We start from the raw sequence: 22,720 nt of genomic DNA on the forward strand, positions 1-22,720 counted from the left end.
TTTAAATTCACACCACAGGAAAATTTTCCGTAACAGCAAGTTCAATCCTTACGGGCGTCATGGCTGATAAGACGTGTGCGGCACACATCCAGAATTTCATCAGCCAGAGCGGAATTATCCGGGCATGCACGAGACAGTACCAGAGCGCCGACAAGATGCGCGATGGTATCTATCAGGTCTGCGCGCGTTTCATGTTCATTTTCTAAAACTGCCAACTGACGTTCAATTCCGGCCGCAAACGTCTCCCTGATTGATTCAGACTGCCGGGCTGTATCAGCACCAAGTGCCGACATCACGCAGCCCTTTCCCATATCATCGCGATGGGGTCGGGAGAGGTAGTATTCAATAAATTTTTCCCGGTCCACACCTGCCGTGCTTTCTGCAGAACGCGTAAAACCGCAGTGCATTGCCTCCGCCATCAGATCAGCCTTAGAGCCAAAGTGCTTATAGAAACCGCCGTGGGTTAACCCTGCCGCTGACATCAGTTCTGCAACGCCCACGCCGTCAAAACCGCGTTCACGAAAAAGTTTTGAAGCCGTTTCAACAATGCGTGTCCGGTTTTCCCGAACCTGCTCTTTTGACACTTTCATGCTTTGCTACCTCTCTCAAAAATAGGGTCTAAGTATACATTGATGATGATCATAATCAAACCAGTTGACTTTATAGATTATGATCATCATCATTAAATTGACCTTTGACTCACCACTTAGCAAGAGAATAAACATGACGACATTATTTCAACCTTATGATCTCGGGCCAATAACACTTGCCAATCATATCGTGATGGCACCGCTGACGCGTAACCGGGCCGGAGCCGGTTTGGTTCCCAACGAACTGGCGGCGACCTACTATGCCCAGCGCGCAACAGCAGGCTTGTTGATTACTGAAGCCACGCAGATCTCCGCACAGGCGCAGGGCTATCAGGATACGCCGGGTATCTATACACAGGCTCAAATCGATGGCTGGCGCAAAGTGACTGATGCGGTGCATGCCAAAGGTGGGCGCATATTTGTACAGTTATGGCACGTAGGACGAATTTCGCATGTCGATTTACAGCCGGGTGGCGCGGCGCCGGTCGCCCCGTCCGCCATCCGTGCCGGGAGCAAGACCTTTGTGAACAACGGTTTTACGGACGTCTCTGAACCACGTGCGCTCGAGCTGCAGGAAATACCGGGGATTATCGACGATTTCAGAAAAGCTGCCGCCAATGCCATTGCCGCCGGGTTTGACGGCGTTGAGATCCACGGTGCAAATGGTTATCTGCTGGAACAATTCCTGAAAGATGGCGCAAACCAGCGTAATGATGAATACGGCGGCTCTGTCGAAAATCGTGCGCGCCTGCTGCTGGAAGTCACGGCGGCCGTAAAGGATGAGATCGGCGCAGAACGCACTGGCGTACGCATTTCACCGGTTTCACCTGCTAATGCGATTTCGTGCAGTGATCCGCAGCCACAATATGACTACCTCGCTGAACAACTCGATGCATTAGGTATTGTGTACCTCCATGTGGTTGAAGGTGCTACGGGCGGCTCGCGAGATGTATCACCGTTCGATTACGACGCACTACGCCGGCGCTTTAAAAACACCTGGATCGGCAACAATGGCTATGACCTGGCACTGGCGTCCACTCAACTTGCGCAAGGCAAAGCCGATCTGTTCGCGTTTGGTCGCCCGTTCATCTCCAATCCGGATCTGGTCGAAAGACTGAAGACGGGCGCGCCTCTGGCCCCACTCAATCCTGAAACACTTTATGGCGGTGGCGCGCAAGGCTACACCGATTATCCGTCGCTTGCCGAGACCAGCAAGTAGATCTGTGGTGTCACGGTTCTACATACATCGCGCAGTGCGAATTCTGTTTACACATTATTAAAGAAGATCAACATGACTAAAGTTTCAGTTCTCATTACAGGTGCCTCCACGGGTATTGGTGCTGTCTACGCTGAACGGTTTGCCCGCCGGGGTCACGACCTTGTTCTGGTTGCACGTGACAAAGCGAAGTTAGAAATACTGGCCGATCGTCTGCGACAGGAAAATGGCATTTCTGTCGATGTTTTGCCTGCCGACCTCACGCAAGCGAGTGATTTAGCCCAGGTCGAAGCCCGCCTGCGTGAAGACACGCAGATTGGCATTCTTATCAATAACGCGGGTATCGCGCAGTCTGGCAGTTTTACAGAGCAGACGCCTGAATCGATAGAAAGCCTTATCGCGCTTAACGTCACTGCCCTGACCAGACTGGCCAGTGCCGTGGCGCCACGGTTTGTGCAGGCGGGTGAAGGCTCGATCGTTAATATCAGTTCCGTCGTAGGCCTGGCCCCGGAATTTGCCATGACGGTTTACGGCGCAACCAAAGCCTTTGTGCTTTTCCTGTCCCAGGGAATGAATGTAGAGCTGTCGTCTAAGGGCATTTATATCCAGGCGGTGCTCCCTGCCGGCACTTACACAGAAATTTGGGACCGTGCGGGTATCGATATCAGTAACTCGGCAAAATTCATGGAAGTGGGCGAGTTGGTGGATGCCGCACTGGTTGGCTTTGATCGCCGTGAGCTCGTCACCATCCCGCCGTTACATAATGCTTCACGCTGGGACACCCTCGATGCTTCGCGTCAGGCTCTGCTTTCTGACATCAAGCAAGATGAAGCTGCCGCACGATATAAAGCACTTTAGTCGATGAGGTGCACTCTGCAGAACGGTCTTCCGGCTGTTCTGCAGAGAAGTAAACCCGATATAAATCCCTTATAGCGTTTCCTCTCAGCAGCGATGAGAAACCTCAAACAAATCATGAAGGCCTTATTCAGCATGACAAAAAAACGAGTAGCGTTGGTTACCGGCGCGTCCTCAGGTATTGGCGAAGCGTCGGCAATTAAACTTTTAGCGGCGGGGTATACGGTATATGGCACAAGCCGGCGTGGCGCCCTGGCGGGAAAGCATCCGTTTCCGTTACTGGCGCTTGATGTGACGGACGACGCTTCTGTCGGGGCCGCCATTGAGGAGTTGCTGCGTCTGGAGGGGCGGATAGATCTTCTGGTGAATAATGCAGGCTTTGGGATCGCTCCGGCGGCGGCGGAAGAAAGTTCTGTCGAACAGGCCAGGCATATGTTCGACACCAACTTTTTGGGCATCGTCAGGTTGACCCGGGCGGTGATCCCTCACATGCGCCGCCAGGGCAGTGGGCGCATTATTAACATCGGCTCGATACTTGGGGTCGTTCCGTTTCCGTATGTGGCACTTTATGCTGCCAGTAAGTATGCGGTTGAGGGGTATACGGGGGCACTGGATCATGAATTACGCACGCAGGGTATCCGGGTTTCTGTCATCGAACCTGCTTACATGAAAACACAGTTTGAAGCCAATACTATAGAGCCGGACGCCAGGCTTGAAGAGTATGACCTGATCCGGGCTAAGCTGGCGAAAGTGCTTAGCAAGGCAATGGCCGAAGCGGAAAGCCCTGAGATAGTAGGTGACGTGGTGGTTAAAGCCGCTCAGGCTTTACATCCAAAAGTGCGCTACACGGCGGGAACGCTGGCCGGTAAATTGAATTTTCTCCTCAGGTTCGCGCCTGCTTCATTCCTGGATAAGGTCGTGCGTAAAAGTCTTCAGCTGGATGCAAAGGAGTAAAAATGAAATTTTCTCAACTGGCTGTTCTGACTGCAGTGTTGTTTTTCATCCTGGCCACGGTATGGATGTTTTTCCCGGAGCAGCTTTTAACGCAATGGGGCATTGAGCCAACACCGGGTACCGACGTTATTTGTCGCCGCGCGGCCGCATTCTTTGCAGGAATAAGCGTTATGTGTTTCCTGGCCAGAAATGCCGGGCCTTCCCCGACCCGTTATGCTCTGGCCGCGGGTATCAGCACGATAGCGATTATTTCAGCCGTGCTGGGCATCGCTGAATGGCGCGAAGGGCATGTCAGCGGGCAGATCCTTTTTGCCGTGTTAATCGAGCTGTTGCTGGGCGCCGCCTTTTTACTCAGCAACAGGGCCCCTGCGAAAAATGTTACTGGCAAATACCAAAGGATAAAGAACAAATGAAAAGCAGAACGATGGAAGCCTTTACGTTTAAACGTTATGGTAAATCCCCTGAGCTGGGATTCGATGTCGTGGATTTTCCTTCCCCCGGCGCTGATGAAATCCTGGTGAAGGTACACGCGGTTGGCCTTAATCCGATTGACAACATGATCCCAACCGGAATGTTTAAGCCGGTATTGCATTTTAAACTCCCTGCGACGCTGGGCAGTGATTTGGCCGGGGTCGTCGTTGCAGTGGGGGCTCGTGTAACCCGTTTTATCCCGGGTGACGAAATTTTTGCCAGTATTTTCGATACGGGAACAGGCTCCCTTGCCGAATTTGCACGAGTCCCTGAAAACGCTGCGGCCCTGAAACCCGCAAATCTGAGTTTCGTAGAAGCGGCTTCGTTACCGATGGTGAGCCTCACGTCCTGGCAGGCGCTGACAGAACGTGCCGGGCTCAGGCCTGGTCAGAACGTTTTTATACCCGCTGGTTCCGGAGGCATTGGCAGCTTTGCCATCCAGCTGGCGAAGCACCTGGGCGCAAACGTGGGAACGACAACGAGTACAGAGAATGTTGACTGGGTAAGCCGTCTTGGGGCCGATGAGGTGATTGATTATAAAAAGCAGGCGTTCGATAACGTGCTGAGTGGCTACGATATTGTTCTGGGTACCCTCAGGGGGGATGTGATTGAAAAGTCCACTCAAATTCTTAAACCTGGCGGAAAGATTATTTCTCTCATCGGGCCGTTAGATGCCGCGTTCGCACAGGCCCGGGGATTGAACTTCTTACTGCGTTTTGTGTTCGGGCTGATGAGCCGTAAGATTATACGTCTTACGAAAAAACGGGGCCTGACCTATTCATTTCTCTTCGTTCGACCTGATGGCGCTCAATTAACTCAAATAAGCAAACTCACAGAAGCGGAACACATCATCCCTGTGATCGACAAGGTTTTTCCCTTTGCAGCGACAAAGGATGCTCTTGACTATCTTGCTGGGGGACATGCGAAGGGCAAAGTTGTCGTTAAGATACAAGAATAACAACAACTGCTGTTTGCGTCTGCCCACGATAAATAGACAATTGCTGAAGTCTGTTGCCTCAGGAACTAAATCCGCTGCCTCATGGAAGAGGGGCGGCATATCCGCTCCTCGCTCATAGCGGACCTTCAGCCCAGCCTGCTCGTCCGCTCCGTGCCAGACGCGGACATGGCACCGCCGTATCCAGCCTGCGCGTCACTCAGGGAGCTGCCGTTCTTCGACCGGCAAAATAGTGCGCGGGCGTGCTACCCATCGTTTTTCTGAACATGGTGATAAACGCATTTACCGACTCATACCCCAGATTAGCCGCGACATTTTGCACCGATACCCCACTTGCCAGCTCCCGAAGGGCAATAATCAAATGCAGTTGCTGACGCCAGCGCCCGAAGGTCAGCCCGGTTTCGCGCAGCATCAGGCGTGCTAATGAACGCTCGCTGAGCGCCAGCCGTTTCGCCCAGGCTTTAAACGTGCTGCGATCCTCCGGGTGGCTGACCAGCGCATCAGCCATGGCGCGGATCTTAGGGTGTGCCGAAACCGGCAGACTCAATTGCTGCTGCGGCATGGTGGCCAGTTCATCGAGCGTCACTCTGATCAGCCTGCCAGCATGGCTCTCCGCTACGTAATCAACCCCCTCATTCGTTAAGCGGTCAACTAACTGTTTAATCAGCGGAGAAATTGCCAGCGTGCAACATTTTTCCGGCAGCGCGGCGGCGCCGGGTTCAATAAACAAATAGTTGAGATGCGCATTCCAGGTCGCTTTGGCGCTATGGGGGATCCCGCCGGGGATCCACACCGCGCAATCCGGCGGCACTATCCAGATATCGTTTTCCGCGCGACAAATCACTGCCCCATACAGGGCAACAATCAGTTGCCCCTTGCGGTGCGTATGAACCGGCACTTCTGCTGCATAATCAACGAAATCAATATGCCGCGCGACGGCCGGGCTCGGCGTGCTATCGGGATCAAACAGGGTATGGGCAAGTCTGGATGGCATCTCATTGGCAACATTTAGGTATTTTTTGACAGAATAGAGTATTTAAGGACAAGCGCAAAGCGGGAATAATTCCCGGCATGAGCAAATTCACTCCCCATCATAGTCGTGCTTTGCACGCGATAAGCCGTTGGTCAGGCCGCATAGCCTCACCCGCGCTGCTGAGCGACGCCCATGCGCTGCTCTATTCCGTCAGGAGTTTTGTCGCCGCGATGCTCGCGTATTACATTGCCCTGGCGATTGGCCTTGAACGGCCCTCATGGGCCATCATCACCGTCTATATCGTTTCGCAAACCTCGGTGGGCGCGTCTTTGAGCAGGAGTCTATATCGCCTGGCAGGGACCGTGGCCGGCGCGGGGGCCACGGTGTTGATTGTGCCCACGTTTGTGAATACGCCGATTTTATGCAGCGTGATTCTGGCAGGCTGGATCAGCTTCTGCCTCTATTTATCCCTGCTTGAACGCACGCCCCGCGCCTATGCCTTTGTACTGGCCGGTTATACCGCAAGCCTGATTGGTTTTCCTGCCGTCTCTGACCCCGGCACGGTGTTTAACATCGCCATCATTCGGCTACAGGAGATAACCATCGGCATCGTCTGCGCCGCGCTGATTCACCGGTATATTTTGCCTACCCGGATATCAGGGCTGTTTAACAGCAAATTAGCGCAGACGCTGCAGGCCACGCGTCAGCGGATTGCCGACACTCTGGCGGGCAAGTCCAACGCGCAGTCAGAACCGCTGCATCTGGCGCTGGCGCTACAGTTCCTGCAGGGCGTCAGCCACCACATCCCGTATGATTTTGCGCTTTCGGTTCCGGTCCGCCAGGCCAGGAAAGCGCTCCATGACAGGCTGGCGCGGTTAGTTATTGTCAACGGCGAATTATGCGATCGTTTACAGGCGATCGCGGAGATGCCCGCCGATATACAGACGCTGCTGGATGATGTTCAGGCCTGGTTGACCTGTGACGATACCGGGAAACGCAAAAAAACAGCGGATGCGCTTCAACAACGCAGCGCGCAGTTAGCACAGCGGCACGCTGCGCAGGCGCTGACGTTTGAGGAGGCGCTGCGGGTGAATTTCTTACGCTATATCGTTGAGTTGATGACCCTCCTGCAACAGTGTGAGCGTCTTTCGGATGCCATCCATCACGCCAAATCCGCCCCCATTCAGGCAGAAGATCATGCGGCGAAAGGGTATGTTTTCCATCGCGATGCCCTCAGTGCCGCCCGAACGGCGCTGGGCGCTTTTGTCATCATTCTGGGCGGCTGTCTGCTATGGATTTACTCCGCCTGGCCCGACGGCGGCACGGCGGTCTCGATTCTTGGGGTTTGCTGCACGCTGTTTGGCAGTTTCGATACGCCGGCCCCGCATATTGTCAAATACATTATCGGCTCCATCTGGGGCGTATTGATAAGCCTTATCTACAGCTTCGCGCTGCTTCCCCCGCTCAGCGATTTCCCGGTGCTGGTGGCGGCGCTTGCCCCGGTCTATCTGCTTGCCGGGTCACTGCAGGCGCGGCCGCCCACGACTTTTATGGCGATGGGGATTACCCTGACGCTGCCTGTGCTATGCGAACTGGGCGCACGCTACAGCGGCGACTTCGCCGATGCGGCCAACACCGCTATCGCTCTGTTTTTCGCGACCGGCTTTGCGGTTATCGGCATGAGTCTGCTGCAAACCGTGCAGGCGGACGCGGCAATAAACCGCCTGCTAAAACTTTGCCAACGCGATATTCGCCGCAGCGTGAACGGCGTGTTTAAAGGCGATGAAACGCACTGGACCAATCTGATGATCGACCGGGCCGCGCTGTTGCTGCCACGCTTGCCGCGCAGCGGGCCGTCATCCGCACGGGCGCTTGAGAGCCTGGTACACTTTCTGCGCATTGGTCTCTGTGTGATGCGCTTGCGCCGTTGCGATACGCCCGCAGGCAGCGAGATCAACGAGGTGCTTTATCATCTGACCGGTACAACGGAAACCGCCGTCTTACGCGAGCGTCTTGCCGTAATGGCAGCTCTCTGCTTGCCCGCGACAAATGAACAGTCATGCCAGTTTGTCGACCGGCTGGTTGATCTGCACTGCGCGCTACGGACACAGAACAAGGAACCTACTCATGATAAATGACATCAATATCGGCGGTGTTTTTATCCCCGGGCTGCTGCTGACCGCGCTTATCGCTCTGGTCTGTACGCTGTTACTCGTGCCGCTTTTTTCGTTCAGCAGACTTTACCGGCGTTTGCCCTTACGCCCGTTGCTTGATGTCTCAACCTATATCGTGACCTTTTTCCTGCTTTTGCAGGGCCTGACCACACTGGGGTTATTCGCATGAAACCTTTACTCTGTTTGCTCGGTCGTTACGCGCTGACGTTAATCGCAGTGGCGGTGGCGACTTGCGTGGCGTTTATTTTCTGGAAACAGTATGCGCAGACGCCCTGGACTCGCGATGGACGGGTTAGGGCAGATGTGGTGCAGATTGCGCCGGATGTTTCCGGGCCGGTGAGCCGCGTGGCTGTCCGGGATAATCAGTGGGTTAACCAGGGCGACGTGCTTTATGCTATCGACCCGCGCTGGCTGACGCTGGCCGTGCTCAGCGCGCAGGCCGACGTTGAAGCAAAACGTCATGAGATGCTGATGCGCCAGGATGCGGCCAGGCGACGAGCGCTCATTAAAGGGGTCATCTCCGGCGAGGACATCCAGCAAACAGGCAGTGCAGCACGCGTCGCGGCGGCCAATTATCAGGGGGCGATGGCTGCGCTGGAACTGGCGCAGCTTAATTTATCTCATGCTACCGTGCGCGCACCGGTTGCCGGCTACGTCACGCATCTTCGACTTCGCCCAGGCGACTACGCCACGGTGGGAGAGACAAAGGTCGCCGTTGTCGATGCGCACAGTTTCTGGGTGGTGGGTTATTTTGAAGAGACCAAACTGCGTCATATTCGTATCGGGAACGCCGCACAAATTTCGCTGATGGGGTTCGAGCCGCCCATCACGGGGCATGTGGAGAGTATCGGCCGGGGAATCGATGATAGCAATGACGAGACGGGCGGGCTTGGGCTGCCGGATGTCAATCCCACCTTCAGCTGGGTACGACTTGCGCAGCGAGTACCTGTACGTATCCAGTTAGATAAGATACCGGAGGGAATTGAACTGGTTGCAGGGTTATCCGCCAGCGTTTCTATTATGCCTTAAAAGTTTTTAACCGTCCTGACGGCGGGCATTGTGGAAGAGCGGTTTGCGTGACTCCAGCCGCGATAAATAGAGCGTGAGCAACCGTTCTGATACAGCAGCTTGCCAGGTCCCTGCTTTGTGCCAGAAATGGACGTTCTCAATCCACAGTACAACTTCAGGGAATATCGGGATCCATAGGTTAATATAGTTCGGATGTATGCCTCAGCACGCCCGGCGGCAATAAGGATTTTAAAGGAATATCGATGGATACAGACACGTTAAGTTTTTGGTTAAATCGTTGGTTACTCATTCCGGATGGCGAGAAATTTATAACGCATACATCAACCTTGCTCCCGGTAAAAACAGCAACGCAGGGTATTAAGGCTATGCTGAAAGTGACTGATGATGCGGATGAGCAAACCGGGAACTCACTGATGGCATGGTGGGAAGGTAACGGTGCAGCGCAGGTTCTTGCTTATGAAAAAGAAGCTATTCTACTCGCTCGCGCTACGGGAACGGCAGCACTGTCAATGATGTCCAGAAATGGTCAAGACAATGAAGCCTGTCATATTTTGTGTGCAACTGCGAACAGGCTTCACCGCAAGTCAGATAAACCCTTGCCAAACCTTACACCTCTCCATCGCTGGTTTTCTTCGCTAAAACCCGCAGCCCTTGCGCATGGAGGTATTCTGGCGCAGTGCGCAGAGATCTCCCAGGAACTGCTCTCCTCTGCGCAAGACGTCGTTGTATTACATGGTGACTTGCATCACGATAACGTGCTTGATTTCGCATCATCTGGTTGGCTGGCCATTGATCCCAAAGGGCTACAAGGCGAACGAGGATTCGACTTTGCTAATATTTTCACCAATCCGGATCTTGGTAATCCTGAGCATTATGTTGCAAGAGTACCGGGTATTTTTAAACAGCGACTTGAGATCGTCACAGAGATGTCGGGAATCAATAGAGAGCGACTTCTGCAGTGGATAATTGCATGGTGCGGGCTCTCAGCGGCATGGTCGCTCGAATGCAATGATCGTATTTCAGTCCAGGTTGAAATTGCTGAGTTGGCTATTGCTGAACTGAGCGTATGAGATGCTGGCAACGCCGGGCAGCTGAGTCACCATCCCACTTCTCATTTGCTGTTCAATGACAATCTGAAAGCCCGCTCTTTGCTCAAGGTCGGCCGTCACGTTCAACACCTTTCCACCAAAAGTTGTCCATTTTTTAATTCTGATGTGTGTATTGAGCCCTCAATAATAAAGGCTCAATACCCCCTCTTGTTATTGCAGATCTTTTTCCTTCAGGAACTGACTCACTAAATCAGCAATCTGCACATTGTTGAGGTCAGAGAACGGGAAGTGGGTATTACCTTTGATACCTGTCTCAGGCAGATGCGTCACAGTGACATCCCCGCCATGCTTGTTCACCACGTCACGCCACTCACGAGCCATCGCCAGGCGTACGCGCCAGCTGTCCTGCGCGGGCATGGCGACAGGTTTATCCGGGATGTTATCGCCGTAAATAATCAGAATCGGGATTTTAGTCAGCGCCATAAACTGTTGCATCGGCACAGGCTCACCCTTCAGCGTGTCGAACGCACTTGGCATAGGGACAGGGAGTTCTTTTTCCGGGAAGACAAAGCTGCTGCCAGGCTCGAAGGCGACAATAGCTTTGACCTTGTCGTTTTTCATCGCCGTGTACCAGCCCGGCCCGCCACCCTGAGAGTGGGTGAAGAGGATAGCCGGGCCGGATTTATCCACGACGGCGGACATTGCATCAGAGATAACGTTGATATCAAACGGCCCGGTATTCGGGGTCATCTGACGGAAATACTGATTCAGGGCTTCTTTGTCGTGAGAGAACTGAACGCCTTTAAAATACTCTGGCCACACGCCAACGCGGAACTGATTAAACCACATCTGTTCATCCGGTTTTGGCGTAACCGTACCTTCTACAGTCGTGCGCCCGGCGCTGCCCCGACGCGGCTGATCGACAAGATAAGTTGAGAATCCACGACGCAGGAATATGTTCTGGAACCCTTCACGACCATCCGGGGTGCTTTCCCAGGTGCGGGAGAACTGACCTGCGCCGTGCAGCATGACAATAGGGTATTTATGCGGATTCTCCGGAATTTGGTAGAACACGGAGGCATGATCGCCATGATAGGTTTGGCCAGCTGAATCCAGCGGCTTTTTCGCGTCAAATGTTCCTGGAGCGGTGATGATAGTGCCACCAGCAGAAAAGCTTCCCTGTTCCTGAATGACCAGCGGCCCGGCGTATACCGACTGAGCCACCAGGCCACTCGCCATCACGCAGATGGCCAGCGTTTTTACTATTGTCTTCAAAATGACATCCTCGGTTATGTTTGCCGTTCAATCATATCTGAATGGCCGGAGTGAATTATTTAGCAGCCTTGATTGCCCCTATTTGTCCGACTCATAAATGCGGACGATTAGCCGCGTAGGGTTTCTAACCAGCTGTTGACCGTTTCTGTGGTTCTTCGCTCCTGGTCGCATTCAATGACCAGCGGTTTTTCCCGACGGGCTGTTGGGGCCAGGCTGGTAAGGATGTCGTCGCTGTCTCCTTTACCGTAGCCGCCGTGAGTAATGAAGGGGATCAGTAATTTGCCCGCAAGGTTATGGCTGCTGAGAAATGCCTGCACTACAGGCGGCACGCTGGTCCCCCAGATGGGAAAACCTAAATACACGGTCTCGTAGCGTGAGATATCTGCGACGCGATTTTTTAAGGCGGGTTTTACGCCTCGCTCACGCTCATTTTTCGCCTGTTCCACGGTCTGGAAATAGTCTTCCGGATAAGGCGTAGCCGGTTCAATTTCAAACAGATCGGTATTCAGGTTGCGGTGAATGACGCCGGCAATCACCCGTGTATTTCCGCTGCGGGAAAAGTACGCCACCAGAACACGGCTTTTACCCTGCACGTTCGCGTTTCCGGTGGCTGCCGATGCCAGGGAGACGTTCGCCAGCGTCAGCCCGGCAAGTGCGGTGATTAACATTCTGCGGTGGGGATCATGCTCCATAGCCAACTCCTAATGGTTTGCGAGCGCCTGTTGCAGCGCCTTTTCCGCTCGCGTAGCCGCATCACTTTCGCCATGCTCACGCAGAACCTGTGCCAGCTGGCGCAGCTGCGCGGCGGTCAGGCCGACCCGCATGCTGGCTCGCGTATGCGATAGCAGCTGGGCTTCAACGCCCGGCGTGGCCGCTAATGCGCCAACCGTTGCCAGCTCGCGGCTCTGCCAGTCGAGGTTATCGCGGGCGAAAATGTCGCCGAACAGATGCGTTTGCAGAAACTGATTAATGACCGGCGCAAAATCAAACAGCGGCCCCTGGACGGGCGCGCCTGAGATTTTGGTCTGGTTCGCGGTCCCGACCCGGCGAAGTTCCTCCCCGGTGGGGACGGGGGCGACAGGCTCTTTACCCTCAACGTCTTCGATGCCACGTTGTTTGCGTGCTTCGATGACCTTCATCAGTTCGCTAAGTGCATTCAGGCTACGAGGGAAGCCGGTGTAGGCATAGAGCTGGACGAGAATCTCTTTGGCTTCGTTTATCGTGAGCCCGGCGTCAAGCCCCTGATTCAGTGCCGCATTCAGCTTGTCCATCTGACTGCTGGCCATCGATGCCGCGATCAACGGGATGGCCTGCTGGCGAGCTGACAGCGTATCTGAAACGGTTGATGGCTGGTTCATTTCTGAGGCTCCTTTATTGACGGGCGCAGCATGTGCCGTGAGACCAAAACCAAAGGTCAGCAGTAGCGCTGCCGTTAATGTCTTAATGGGCGTGGTATTGTTCATCTGTCACTTTCTCCATCCAGTTAACGCTTTTGCCATCCACAATCCCGGTAATCGCCAGATGCGTCATTGCGCTACCGGGGGCAGCCCCGTGCCAGTGTTTGACGCCCGCCGGGCAAGAGACAACGTCACCCGTGCGGATGACCTGCACCGGCTGACCTGCTTGTTGGGTGAGCCCAACACCCGAGGTCACGATCAGCCGCTGACCTGCCGGATGCGTATGCCAGGCGGAGCGGGCTCCCGGTTCAAAGGTGACATAAGCCCCGGAAACGCTAATTTCGTTATCAGGTTTGAAAAGAGGATCAACCCTGACGCGACCGGTAAAATTCTCCGCTGGCCCATACACCGCATTCTGGCTTCCGGCGGGGGCGATTTGGACAGCGGGATTTTGCTCCGCTGCCGAGGATGAAAAGGTGAAGAGGGGCAGTAACAGCCCGAGGTAACGTAAATGTCCGATCATGCAAAGCGTCCTTATCTACAATGAGGGGGATGGCCTGCAATGATTGTAATAAGGGTGACATGTCGTCAGGCTGACGACCCCCTGACAATTCTGTCAGTTAACCCCAATTATGGTGACAGCGCTTTGTACTGTCTAAAAATAAGGCACCAAAGCAAAAAGCGTGTCATTAATGAAAATAAAATAATAATAGCCAGATAGCGTAAATAAAACAGAAGGGGGGATTCGTCGTAATCGAAAAAGGAGAAATCAACCTTCATCAACAAATAGTTGAGATAGTTCAGATTCAGAAGCCAGTATAAACCCAGTAGTGCGATGAGCGAAAAAATCCCCGGCATAATGACATTTGCAAAGCGTGAGTCGTCGGCGATGTTCAGGAGCCGACAGAAAAAGGTTGCCAGCATTTTCCAGTGCAACCCGATATGCAGCGCCAGAATGAGCATTCCCCAGTGGACCGACGTCATGTGTACTTTTCTGACCCAGCTTGCCGGGTTGTGGAACGGCAGGTCCAGAAGGATATGTCGGGACAGCATCATGCCAGAGACAATAGCGGTCAGGATAACAGCGAATGTCACAGCATTAATGACTCTGTTAATTATCCGCATGGTTAAAGGCATTTTCGCCGACAATGACCACAAGCGATGTCTGTTAAGATATAAATGCAACATGATGAGCAGTGAAAAAATAATCCCCGCCCATTCATGCACGATTTCATCCTGAAGATGAAACCCCATCAGCACCAGCAGAAGTAACGTCATTAGCGTATCCTGCATCACCTGAAAAATATAAATTTTCTTCATGTCGATGGCTTAACGCTGCGGCTGGACTTGTTTTACCCATTGCTCAACTTGCGCGGGTACGTCAGGATCTGAAATATCGTTGCGCGAGATCGAGAGCGCGCGAGTGACTAATTTGGCCTGCGGCTGCATGCGGGCAATTTCTCGTAGGGAGTCGGCTAACCGGCTGCCACCATGGGTGGTAAAGGGGATGACCGTTTTACCGGCAAAGTTATTTTGCTCAAAAAGGCTATATATCACCATTGGCATGGTATACCACCAGATGGGATAGCCGACGTAAATGGTGTCGTAATCGCTGAGAGCGGGGAGCGGCGTTTTTAGCGCGGGCCTGGCTTGAGTTTGCTGCTCCTTTTCGGCAATGCGTAAAAGCGCATCATGTTGGCGAGGGTAGGCGCTGGTTGTTTCAAGGCGAAACAGGTCGCCGTGAGTCTGTTTCTGAACCAGCTGCGCAATAAACTGCGTGCTGCCGGTCTCTGGGGTATTTTTTTGTAATACGCTGGCCCCGGAAAAACCATCCGCCGCATCAGGTTTCATTTCCTCGGGTTGTGAAAAGTAGATAATCAGCGTGCGGGACTGAGCGGATGAATTCTCTGCTGCGAACGCGGGCTGTCCCAGAAGCCCCGTGACAATTATCGCCAGAAACCCGCTAAATAACTTGTTTATTCTCACTGTTTCCTTCCTTCAATCAGCAGTGGTGAGTCTGAGCGGTGATTCTGGCGCAAGTAGCCTGACATCAGACTGACGGCTCTCTGACAATTTCGTCAGCAGGTTTAGCGCGTTGGCGTCCCGATTTTGTCTCTGAAATCAGTCCCTCTGTTCGGATAGCGTCAGGCTGTTTAGCAAACGTCAGCCCAAAGGTATTGATGCCACCTTCACTGCGGGCAAAGACATCTCCCCGGTGCATAATGGCAACGGCACGCACGATCGACAGGCCCAGCCCATGATGGGTATCACTCCTGGCCCGGGAGGTGTCGACACGATAAAACCGTTCAAAAAGCCGATGTAAGTGCTCTGGTGCTATCGCATCGCCAGGGTTAGAAACTGCCACACAGGCTTGATTGTTTTTTTCGCTTAGGCGCACCGTAACCGTGCTAGTGGAGGGGGAGTGTCTTGCGCTGTTTTCCAGTAAATTGGCCAGCGAGCGGTGGAACAGCCGCCGGTCGATGTGCGCGGTGACATCGCCCTCAACATCCAGAGAAAGCTGTTTTTCTGCAAAAGAGGGCTCAACATACTCCGCGGTTTTCAGGGTTTCTTCCCGCAGGGACACCTGCGTAAGCTGGGAAGCATGTTCACCCGCATGGGCATGGGACAGGAACAGCATGTCGTTCACGATAGACGTCATTCGCTCCAGCTCCTCGAGATTTGAACCCAGTAACTCTTCCAGCTCATCAGGCGAGCGTCGGCGTGAGAGACCCAGTTGCGTCTGACCAATCAGGTTCGTCAGCGGTGTGCGGAGTTCATGGGCGACATCGGCGTTAAAGCTTTCAAGCTGTCGCCAGGCGACTTCCTGACGCGCTAATACGCCGTTAAAAGATGAGGCTAACTGCTGTAGCTCTTCGGGCAATGCGCGGGTATTCAGGCGTTGGCCATGGTCCACCGGCGCGAGATGTTGTGCCTGTTTACTGAGCATCCCCACCGGGCGCAGACCAATCCTTGAAACGACATATCCCAGCAGGGCGACGATCGCTACGCCCAGGGCGGCAATAATCAGCAGCGTACGCGTGAAGGCATTCAGAGTGCCCATATACGGCGTGGAGTCGATGGCAACCACGTAGCGCAGCTCCGGCCTTTCACCGTTGGCGGGGATGGTTTTGACTAACAGGAACAGTGAACATGCGCCTTCCGATGCGCCGGGCACGCGATTAAACCCCTCTTGTAAAACGGGCCACTGCACTCCCAGCGGCGGCGTTCCCCCTATACTAAAGCGCGGGTCATCGCTCACTATCCAGTAGCGAACGCGCTCACCTTCAGAATTGGTTAACAGAGTAAATTTACTGGCCAGCGTCGACCAGCCGTCAGCCGAGGTGCGGGCGGTGATCCATGGACTCATCAATGATTCCCGGAACAACAGCTCATTGTGCATCTGCTTTTGCAGAGAGTCATGCAGGGAGCTTCTTAGCAGGATACCGATAACGGAAACAATCAGCAGCGCGGACAGGGCAAACATCAGCGCCAGGTGGACTGAGATGGAGCGCTTAAGCATGCTTATCCCCTTCATTTATTCAGCGCGGACTTCAAGGACGTACCCCATGCCACGGACGGTATGAAGCAGCTTAATGTCGAACGGGGCATCCACTTTGGCGCGCAGACGTTTAATGGCGACTTCAACCACGTTGGCATCGCTGTCAAAATTCATGTCCCATATCTGCTCAGCAATCATCATCTTTGACAGAATTTCTCCCTGATGGCGGGAGAGAAGGCTCAACAGGGAAAACTCTTTCGCGGTCAGTTCCAGTCGCGTTCCGGCGCGAAATACCCGGCGAGCCAGTAAGTCGAGATGCAGATCGTGAATGTGCAGCTGGGTGATGTCTGCGCCATCCACAGCCCGGCGCCGCACCAGGGCCTGAATACGCGCCACCAGTTCAATAAGCGAAAAGGGTTTCGGGAGATAATCATCAGCGCCAAGGCGAAGCCCTTTGACCCGTTCGTCGACCGATCCCCGTGCCGAGAGCATCAGCACCGGCGTCTGTTTGACGGCTCGCACCCCCTCGAGTACCCGGTAGCCATCCATCCCCGGCAGCATCACATCAAGAATGATGGCGTCATAATCGAACTCCAGCGCGTAATGAAGGCCTTCCGCGCCATCGGCGGAGATATCGACCGTAAATCCGGACTCACCCAGCGCACGGTTGAGATAGGTTGACGTTTTTTCTTCATCTTCGACTAACAACAGGCGCATAACGGGATTTCCTCTTAACTTTGCAACGGTGCTTCAACATCGGAATAAACCTGCACGGCATCCGGCAGACGTTGACCCTGAATAGTGATGGTATCCAGTGAGCGAGTGAGCTCGGTCATCTCCGTGGCGGTCAGCGACACGCCGCTAGCCGCTGTGTTTTGCCGCATATGGTCTTTATTGGTGGTGCCAGGGATGGGAACTATCCAGGGTTTACGGGCCAGGAGCCATGCCAGCGCAATCTGTCCCGGCGCGGCATTTTTTCTTATTGCCCAGGATTTCAGTAGTTCAACCAGCGGTAAGTTGTGTGGCAGGTTATCAGGCGAGAAGCGCGTTTCTGTCGCGCGGAAATCACCGGTAGCGAACCGGGTATTCTCATCAATCCAGCCGGTTAAAAATTGCACGCCGAGTGGACTCCATGGCACGAACCCAATGCCCAGCTCTTCACACACCGGAAGCACCTGTTTCTCAGGGCCGCGCCAGAGCATGGAGTATTCACTTTGTACGGCGGTCACGGGTAATGCTGCGTGGGCGCGTCTCAACGTGTTGATACCCATTTCAGACAGACCCCAGTGCAGGACTTTTCCTTGATCCATTAAATCTTTCACCACACCGGCGACATCTTCGATCGGGATCTGCGGATCAACACGGTGTTGATACAGTAAGTCGATGCGATCGGTACGCAGGCGTTTGAGCATATTGTCGACGACCTGCCTGATATGCTCCGGCCTGCTGTTAAGGCCCGGCAGACGCTTACCCGTCTGCTGGTCAATGTTCCAGCCAAACTTGGTGGCGATAACGATTTTGTCCCTGAACGGGGCGACGCCTTCTCCGAGAATTTTTTCGACTTCAAACGGGCCGTAGGCTTCGGCGGCATCGAAGAACGTCACACCTTCATCAAATGCCCGGTGGATAACATTGATCATCTCGGGACGCCAGGGAACGGACGTGTCGTATTTGCGACTCATGTTCTGCACGCCCAGACCGACGGCAGAAACTTCCAGCTTCCCGAGTTTACGCTTACCCGGAGCAGCATTGCGTTGGCTGGATTGTCTGGATGAATCGACCTGAGAGGATTGGCTCGCCGCCGATACGTGGGGAATCAGCGAGGCGGCGGCAATACCCGCCCCGGCGACTAATAGCTTGCGCCGCTCTGGCATTGTTGGGGCATTCTGGCTTTTCATTGATCGCTCCGTTTCTCAGAAAATTGAACATGAATCTCCTTTAAGCGAGATCATTCTGCTCCTTGCTAGCCAACATAAAGCTGACGCTTACCTGACAGCGCTGTCAGGAACACTTCCCCATCCCGGCCGCTTCCTGACAAAAATGTTATTTCTCGGTCACGCAGCTGACAGCCTGTTCTCCCTAACCTGAGGCTGCATATTTAATTTCGCGAGCCTGTATAACCAGGCCGACACTCATCGGGAGAGACCATGAAATTCACGCTTATCAGTGCCATGCTACTCACGGCAATGGCCGGAGTGACCTCAGTCAATGCGGCTGATTACAAGAAAAATCCATTCACACTGGCCTATGACGGTGCCATTACTGAGAACGTCAAAGGCAAGGTCAATATTCATCCGGTGAAATACGATCTGCACGGCATCCAGATTGCTGCCAACGTCTATACGCCAGCTAACTACGATCCCGCCAAAAAATACCCTGCCGTGGTAGTCGCACATCCTAATGGCGGTGTAAAAGAACAGGTCGCCGGGTTGTATGCCCAGCGTCTCGCTGAGCAGGGCTACATCACGATTACCGCCGACGCCGCGTATCAGGGCGCCAGCGGTGGGATGCCTCGCAGCGTGGATAAACCGGCAAATCGTATCGAGGATATCCACGGTATGGCGGATTACATCAGCCAGTATCCCGGGGTTGATACTTCCCGCCTTGGCCTGCTTGGCATTTGCGGTGGCGGCGGGTATTCACTGGTTGCCGCCGAGACGGACAAACGGTTCAAATCGATTGCAACTATCAGCATGTTTAATTCAGGTCTTGTGCGCCGCAACGGTATGCAGGATTCACAGCTGGAGACTATCCAGCAGCGGCTTCAGCAGGCTTCTGACGCTCGCGCTCAGGAAGCAGCCGGAGGCGAAGTGCTTTACTCCGGCGATGCCAACCTGACTGATGAACAGATTGCTAAATTACCTTTTGCCTTGTATCGCCAGGGCTACGAGTACTACTGGAAAACCCACGCGCACCCGAACTCCACGTTTAAATACACCACCAGCAGCCTTCTGGATTTGATGAGCTTTGACGTAACGGACCATATCAATCTCATCAATAAACCGCTGCTGATGATTGCCGGTACAAAAGCCGATACGCTCTATATGACTGAAGATGCGTTTGCGAAAGCCAGCGGTACGAAGGATAAAGAACTGTTCTTGATCGATGGCGCTACCCATATTGAAACGTATTGGGTGCCTAAATACGTTGACCAGGCAATGCAAAAATTAGACGTCTTCTTCGATAAGCATATTTAGTTAGCCTCCGATGACGCCCCAGCCGCGCAGGCTGGGGTACTCTCATCAGCGGTAGCTACTTTCCTGCTGTATTTCATATTGTGTCTTCAGCCGATATCCCCAGATTAACGAAGATGCGGTTAAAGATAATTACGCTGATTAAATAGGCGCTATGAATGGAATTCATAGACCTGATCCGGAGCAGGGAATGAAAACGATGAACCTGAGGTGACAGGCTGGTTCTCGAGCGAGTGAATCATTCACTTCGGATGGCTTTCAGGCGGAGGATCAAATCAGTTCACAACTCCGTCACCATTGACTGGGGTTAAAAAAAGCCACTCGGCCAGCGCCTTTCTTCCCGCTCTTATTTCCTGCGATGTTCCCGGCTACATTGCGCGTGAAGCGCCATACGCGCCCGCCATCGGCGCTACTCAGCCAGGTCCCTGCATATCGTCGCAGGAGATAAGCCCGGCGATATCTTCCCGCGAACGGATATTCACGGCTCAAGAGTAATAGGCAGTCATCAGGCAGGATCGGGCTCACCGGGTTGTGCATCTGGCCGCTACAGTTCAGCAAGGTTAATGCACAACAGGAGCAGCTATGAAAACGATGGGTTATGCCGCACTTAATGCCACCACTCCGCTGGTTCCCTTCAGCTTTGAACGACGCGCCTTGCGCAGGAATGATGTGGCGATTGAGATCCTGTGGTCCGGGGTGTGCCACAGCGATCTGCATCAAACCCGGGATGACTGGAAAGAGTGGGGGGCGACCGTTTACCCCTGCGTTCCCGGGCACGAAATTATTGGCCGGGTGACTGAGGTTGGCAGTGAAGTGAACCGCTATCAGGTCGGGCAAATGGTGGCCGTCGGGACGATAGTCGACAGCTGCCAGGAGTGCGATCAGTGCCGTCGACACGAAGAGCAGATGTGCCGCGAATTTCCGACGGTGACCTACAACGGCCGCGATCGCATTTCAGGTGAGATAACCTATGGCGGCTATGCGAAACATATCGTGGTACGAGAAGAGTTTGTCTTAAATCTACCGGAAGCGCTCGATCCTTCCCGCGCCGCGCCGCTCTTGTGCGCCGGTATTACCGTTTACTCCCCGCTGCGCACCTGGAATGTGGGGCCGGGCTCACGCGTCGGGGTGATTGGCATCGGTGGCCTGGGGCATCTTGCCGTACGTCTGGCAGAGGCGCTGGGCGCTACGGTCACCGTGATTACCCGTAGTGCGGCAAAAGCTCAGGAGGCGCATGAGCTGGGGGCGAAACATGTTTTACTGTCGACATCAGCAGAGGATATGCAGCGGGCAGGCTCCTCGTTCGACGTGATTATTGACACGATCCCCACCCGGCACGATCTCTCTGCGTACGTGCCATTGCTGGATATCGAAGGGGCGCTGGTGATTGTTGGCAATCTGGGGAATATGGAGGGTTTCAGCACCTTACCGCTAATCCTGGGGCGCCGCCGCATTACCGGCTCACCTTCCGGCGGCATTGCGCAAACCCAGGAGATGCTGAATTTCTGCGCGCAGAAAGGGGTTTACCCGGAGTGCGAGATCATCCCGATACAGCAGATTAACCAGGCATTTGAACGCATGGAGCGGGGAGAGGTGAAGTACCGTTTCGTGATTGATATGGCCTCGCTGTCGGCCTGATAAGGACGGCTGACATCGGCGAACCGGTGTCAGCCTGTACGCTGATCTTCAGTAGGGGCGCCCTGTCCAGGCCGCCAGCGACAGGGCTTTATCGCCGATCGGCGTGATACCAAACTGACGCTTGTACTCACGGTGGAACTGGCTGACGCTTTCATACCCTACGCTTATCGCCGCCGTCGAGGCATCCGCATCTTGCGACAATAACAACCGTCTGGCTGCAAGAAGCCGTAGCTGCTTCTGGTACTGCAGTGGGCTCATGTTCGTCATGCGGCGAAAATGGTGGTGCAGCGTGGAGACGCCCATACCGGCAATCCGCGCCAGCGCTTCGACCTTTAACGGCTGCGCATAGTTATCGCGTAGCCAGTCCATGGCCACGGATATCCGTTGCCCGCTGGAGCCGGTCAATACGGTTTCTCTTAAGGTCCTGCCCGCCGGGCTGGTGAGAATGCGATACAGTATTTCGCGCTGAATGAGGTTACCCATGTAGCCTTTATCCTGAGGATGTTCGTTGACGTTCAGATAGCGTAGCAGCGCATCAAGCAGCGGGCCGTCTGCCGGCCCGAGCGACATTCCCTCATCTCTGTATTCCGCGTCATTGCCGTACTGTTTCATGTCGATCATCACTTCCCGGGCGAGAGATAAGTCCAGCTGGAGCAGCAGCGAGATAAACGGTTGTTCAGCGCTGGCTTGCATCACTTCGGCGACGGTCGGCAAATTGACGGCGGTCAGAAGAAAGTGGGATTCATTATAGGCATAGGTTTTTTCGCCCAGACTGACGCGCTTCTCCCCCTGAAGAATCAGCGACACGCTGGGCTGGTAGAGACAAGCGTAGGGGGGCATCGGGCGGTGTAATTCCACAACGCTCACGCCGGGAAAGGGGCAAAGAATCTGTTCACGCCGTCCGGTATAGGCTCTGATTTTCTCCCTGATCTCACCACGTCGTGACGCCATTTCCTGTTGCCAGCGTATATGCTGTGAGTCCGGATGATTATCAGGCATGGTCTGGCTCCTCAACTGAGTGATGGATGCTTTAATCGGCAGCAAGGCAGATGAACAATTGGTTGCGTCGGCACCCACGATATTATTTACCAACAGGCTGCGCAAACGGACTGTGTTCCCTGCGTTGAGATTCACACTAAAGGTTAAAACCGCGCTGGCCCATCTGGGGATCCGGGGGCGACGGTCATCATCTGCAGCAGGGCATGAAGTGTGGTGGCGCCCGCCGACATCGGCGTGGAAGAGGGCGCCACGGCGGCTATGGCGACGTGCTTCCTGCCATAGCCGTACCCGCCGCTACCCGCCAAAACCGGCGACGGCCCGCCGCCAGTCGACGCCGATGCTACGCGGCGGTAACGCCCTCGAGAAAGACGCGGGGAAAACTTAAGCATCAACAAGCCGAAATAGACCGTGAGTATCAATGCGCGTTTTGCCTTGATGGAACTCCCCCGCCG

Annotated in this window: 24 protein-coding genes; 12 read left to right on the plus strand and 12 right to left on the minus strand. The window is 54.2% G+C overall.

Features of this window, described 5'->3' with window-relative positions; translation table 11 throughout:
* Nucleotides 1–41: 41 nt before the first annotated feature.
* Entirely contained in the window at nt 42–590 is a 549-nt protein-coding gene (locus MC50_RS19640; protein WP_032700143.1) for a TetR/AcrR family transcriptional regulator, read from the minus strand.
* Between the two features lie 133 nt (nt 591–723).
* On the opposite strand from MC50_RS19640, the gene MC50_RS19645 reads away from it, so the two are divergent.
* The 5 genes from MC50_RS19645 to MC50_RS19665 all read left to right on the plus strand — a co-directional run bounded on the left by MC50_RS19645 (nt 724) and on the right by MC50_RS19665 (nt 5,044).
* On the plus strand, nt 724–1,809 hold the full coding sequence (locus tag MC50_RS19645) for an alkene reductase (protein WP_047664773.1): 1,086 nt from the start codon (nt 724–726) through the stop codon (nt 1,807–1,809).
* A gap of 72 nt (nt 1,810–1,881) precedes the next feature.
* Nucleotides 1,882–2,664 (plus strand): SDR family NAD(P)-dependent oxidoreductase, encoded by a 783-nt coding sequence (locus MC50_RS19650; RefSeq protein ID WP_032700139.1) that lies wholly within the window; start codon nt 1,882–1,884, stop codon nt 2,662–2,664.
* 132 nt (nt 2,665–2,796) lie between these two features.
* Nucleotides 2,797–3,615, plus strand: a complete 819-nt coding sequence (locus MC50_RS19655; protein WP_046852816.1) for an oxidoreductase — start codon at nt 2,797–2,799, stop codon at nt 3,613–3,615.
* 2 nt (nt 3,616–3,617) lie between these two features.
* The gene (locus MC50_RS19660; RefSeq protein WP_032700137.1) at nt 3,618–4,028 is read left to right on the plus strand and encodes a hypothetical protein; all 411 of its coding nucleotides are present in this window, start codon (nt 3,618–3,620) and stop codon (nt 4,026–4,028) included.
* Nucleotides 4,025–5,044, plus strand: coding sequence for an NADP-dependent oxidoreductase (locus MC50_RS19665; RefSeq protein WP_032700136.1), 1,020 nt, complete (start codon nt 4,025–4,027; stop codon nt 5,042–5,044). The genes MC50_RS19660 and MC50_RS19665 overlap by 4 nt, the downstream gene beginning before the upstream one ends.
* Before the next feature lie 196 nt (nt 5,045–5,240).
* On the opposite strand, the gene MC50_RS19670 is transcribed toward MC50_RS19665, so the two are convergent.
* Nucleotides 5,241–6,035, minus strand: coding sequence for an AraC family transcriptional regulator (locus MC50_RS19670; RefSeq protein WP_032688040.1), 795 nt, complete (start codon nt 6,033–6,035; stop codon nt 5,241–5,243).
* A 77-nt stretch (nt 6,036–6,112) separates the two neighbouring features.
* Here MC50_RS19670 and MC50_RS19675 point away from each other — a divergent pair, with 77 nt between their 5' ends.
* The 4 genes from MC50_RS19675 (at nt 6,113) to MC50_RS19690 (ending at nt 10,287) form a co-directional block, all read left to right on the plus strand.
* On the plus strand, nt 6,113–8,152 hold the full coding sequence (locus MC50_RS19675) for an FUSC family protein (RefSeq protein ID WP_047664775.1): 2,040 nt from the start codon (nt 6,113–6,115) through the stop codon (nt 8,150–8,152).
* Nucleotides 8,142–8,357 (plus strand): DUF1656 domain-containing protein, encoded by a 216-nt coding sequence (locus MC50_RS19680; RefSeq protein ID WP_004850424.1) that lies wholly within the window; start codon nt 8,142–8,144, stop codon nt 8,355–8,357. The genes MC50_RS19675 and MC50_RS19680 overlap by 11 nt, the downstream gene beginning before the upstream one ends.
* On the plus strand, nt 8,354–9,217 hold the full coding sequence (locus MC50_RS19685) for an efflux RND transporter periplasmic adaptor subunit (RefSeq protein WP_047664777.1): 864 nt from the start codon (nt 8,354–8,356) through the stop codon (nt 9,215–9,217). Before MC50_RS19680 ends, MC50_RS19685 begins: the two co-directional genes overlap by 4 nt.
* A 242-nt stretch (nt 9,218–9,459) precedes the next feature.
* A complete protein-coding gene (locus tag MC50_RS19690) occupies nt 9,460–10,287 on the plus strand; it encodes an aminoglycoside phosphotransferase family protein (protein WP_032688037.1) in 828 nt (275 codons plus the stop codon).
* Nucleotides 10,288–10,476: 189 nt separating this feature from the next.
* Here the strand turns inward: MC50_RS19690 and MC50_RS19695 are convergent, their stop codons facing one another.
* The 9 genes from MC50_RS19695 to MC50_RS19735 form a co-directional block, all read right to left on the minus strand.
* Complete coding sequence (locus MC50_RS19695; protein WP_032688034.1) at nt 10,477–11,541, minus strand: alpha/beta hydrolase; 1,065 nt, start codon at nt 11,539–11,541, stop codon at nt 10,477–10,479.
* A 107-nt stretch (nt 11,542–11,648) separates the two neighbouring features.
* Nucleotides 11,649–12,233 (minus strand): flavodoxin, encoded by a 585-nt coding sequence (locus tag MC50_RS19700; protein ID WP_047664778.1) that lies wholly within the window; start codon nt 12,231–12,233, stop codon nt 11,649–11,651.
* A 9-nt stretch (nt 12,234–12,242) separates the two neighbouring features.
* Nucleotides 12,243–13,004: a carboxymuconolactone decarboxylase family protein gene (locus MC50_RS19705; protein ID WP_032688031.1), complete on the minus strand. Its 762-nt coding sequence runs from the start codon at nt 13,002–13,004 to the stop codon at nt 12,243–12,245.
* Nucleotides 12,982–13,461: a (R)-mandelonitrile lyase gene (locus MC50_RS19710; protein ID WP_032688029.1), complete on the minus strand. Its 480-nt coding sequence runs from the start codon at nt 13,459–13,461 to the stop codon at nt 12,982–12,984. The genes MC50_RS19705 and MC50_RS19710 overlap by 23 nt, the downstream gene beginning before the upstream one ends.
* A 107-nt stretch (nt 13,462–13,568) precedes the next feature.
* Complete coding sequence (locus MC50_RS19715) at nt 13,569–14,216, minus strand: DUF4405 domain-containing protein (RefSeq protein WP_052135820.1); 648 nt, start codon at nt 14,214–14,216, stop codon at nt 13,569–13,571.
* A 51-nt stretch (nt 14,217–14,267) separates the two neighbouring features.
* A complete protein-coding gene (locus MC50_RS19720) occupies nt 14,268–14,924 on the minus strand; it encodes a flavodoxin (RefSeq protein ID WP_080748449.1) in 657 nt (218 codons plus the stop codon).
* 64 nt (nt 14,925–14,988) lie between these two features.
* Nucleotides 14,989–16,458, minus strand: a complete 1,470-nt coding sequence (locus tag MC50_RS19725) for a heavy metal sensor histidine kinase (RefSeq protein WP_032695914.1) — start codon at nt 16,456–16,458, stop codon at nt 14,989–14,991.
* A 15-nt stretch (nt 16,459–16,473) separates the two neighbouring features.
* The gene (locus MC50_RS19730) at nt 16,474–17,154 is read right to left on the minus strand and encodes a heavy metal response regulator transcription factor (RefSeq protein ID WP_032695915.1); all 681 of its coding nucleotides are present in this window, start codon (nt 17,152–17,154) and stop codon (nt 16,474–16,476) included.
* Nucleotides 17,155–17,168: 14 nt separating this feature from the next.
* Complete coding sequence (locus tag MC50_RS19735) at nt 17,169–18,335, minus strand: aldo/keto reductase (RefSeq protein WP_190306308.1); 1,167 nt, start codon at nt 18,333–18,335, stop codon at nt 17,169–17,171.
* Between the two features lie 273 nt (nt 18,336–18,608).
* Between MC50_RS19735 and MC50_RS19740 the strand changes: the two genes are divergently transcribed.
* Complete coding sequence (locus MC50_RS19740; protein ID WP_223306670.1) at nt 18,609–19,634, plus strand: alpha/beta hydrolase; 1,026 nt, start codon at nt 18,609–18,611, stop codon at nt 19,632–19,634.
* Between the two features lie 579 nt (nt 19,635–20,213).
* The gene (locus tag MC50_RS19745) at nt 20,214–21,269 is read left to right on the plus strand and encodes an NAD(P)-dependent alcohol dehydrogenase (RefSeq protein ID WP_047664782.1); all 1,056 of its coding nucleotides are present in this window, start codon (nt 20,214–20,216) and stop codon (nt 21,267–21,269) included.
* A 48-nt stretch (nt 21,270–21,317) separates the two neighbouring features.
* Here MC50_RS19745 and MC50_RS19750 read toward each other — a convergent pair whose 3' ends face one another.
* Entirely contained in the window at nt 21,318–22,268 is a 951-nt protein-coding gene (locus tag MC50_RS19750) for an AraC family transcriptional regulator (protein ID WP_032695918.1), read from the minus strand.
* A gap of 208 nt (nt 22,269–22,476) precedes the next feature.
* On the opposite strand from MC50_RS19750, the gene MC50_RS29260 reads away from it, so the two are divergent.
* Nucleotides 22,477–22,653 carry a hypothetical protein gene (locus tag MC50_RS29260; protein ID WP_164673304.1) on the plus strand — a complete coding sequence of 59 codons (177 nt, stop codon included), beginning with the start codon at nt 22,477–22,479 and terminating at the stop codon, nt 22,651–22,653.
* Nucleotides 22,654–22,720: the final 67 nt, after the last annotated feature.

Source organism: Klebsiella planticola, from assembly GCF_000783935.2.
Classification (GTDB): Bacteria; Pseudomonadota; Gammaproteobacteria; order Enterobacterales; family Enterobacteriaceae; genus Klebsiella; species Klebsiella planticola.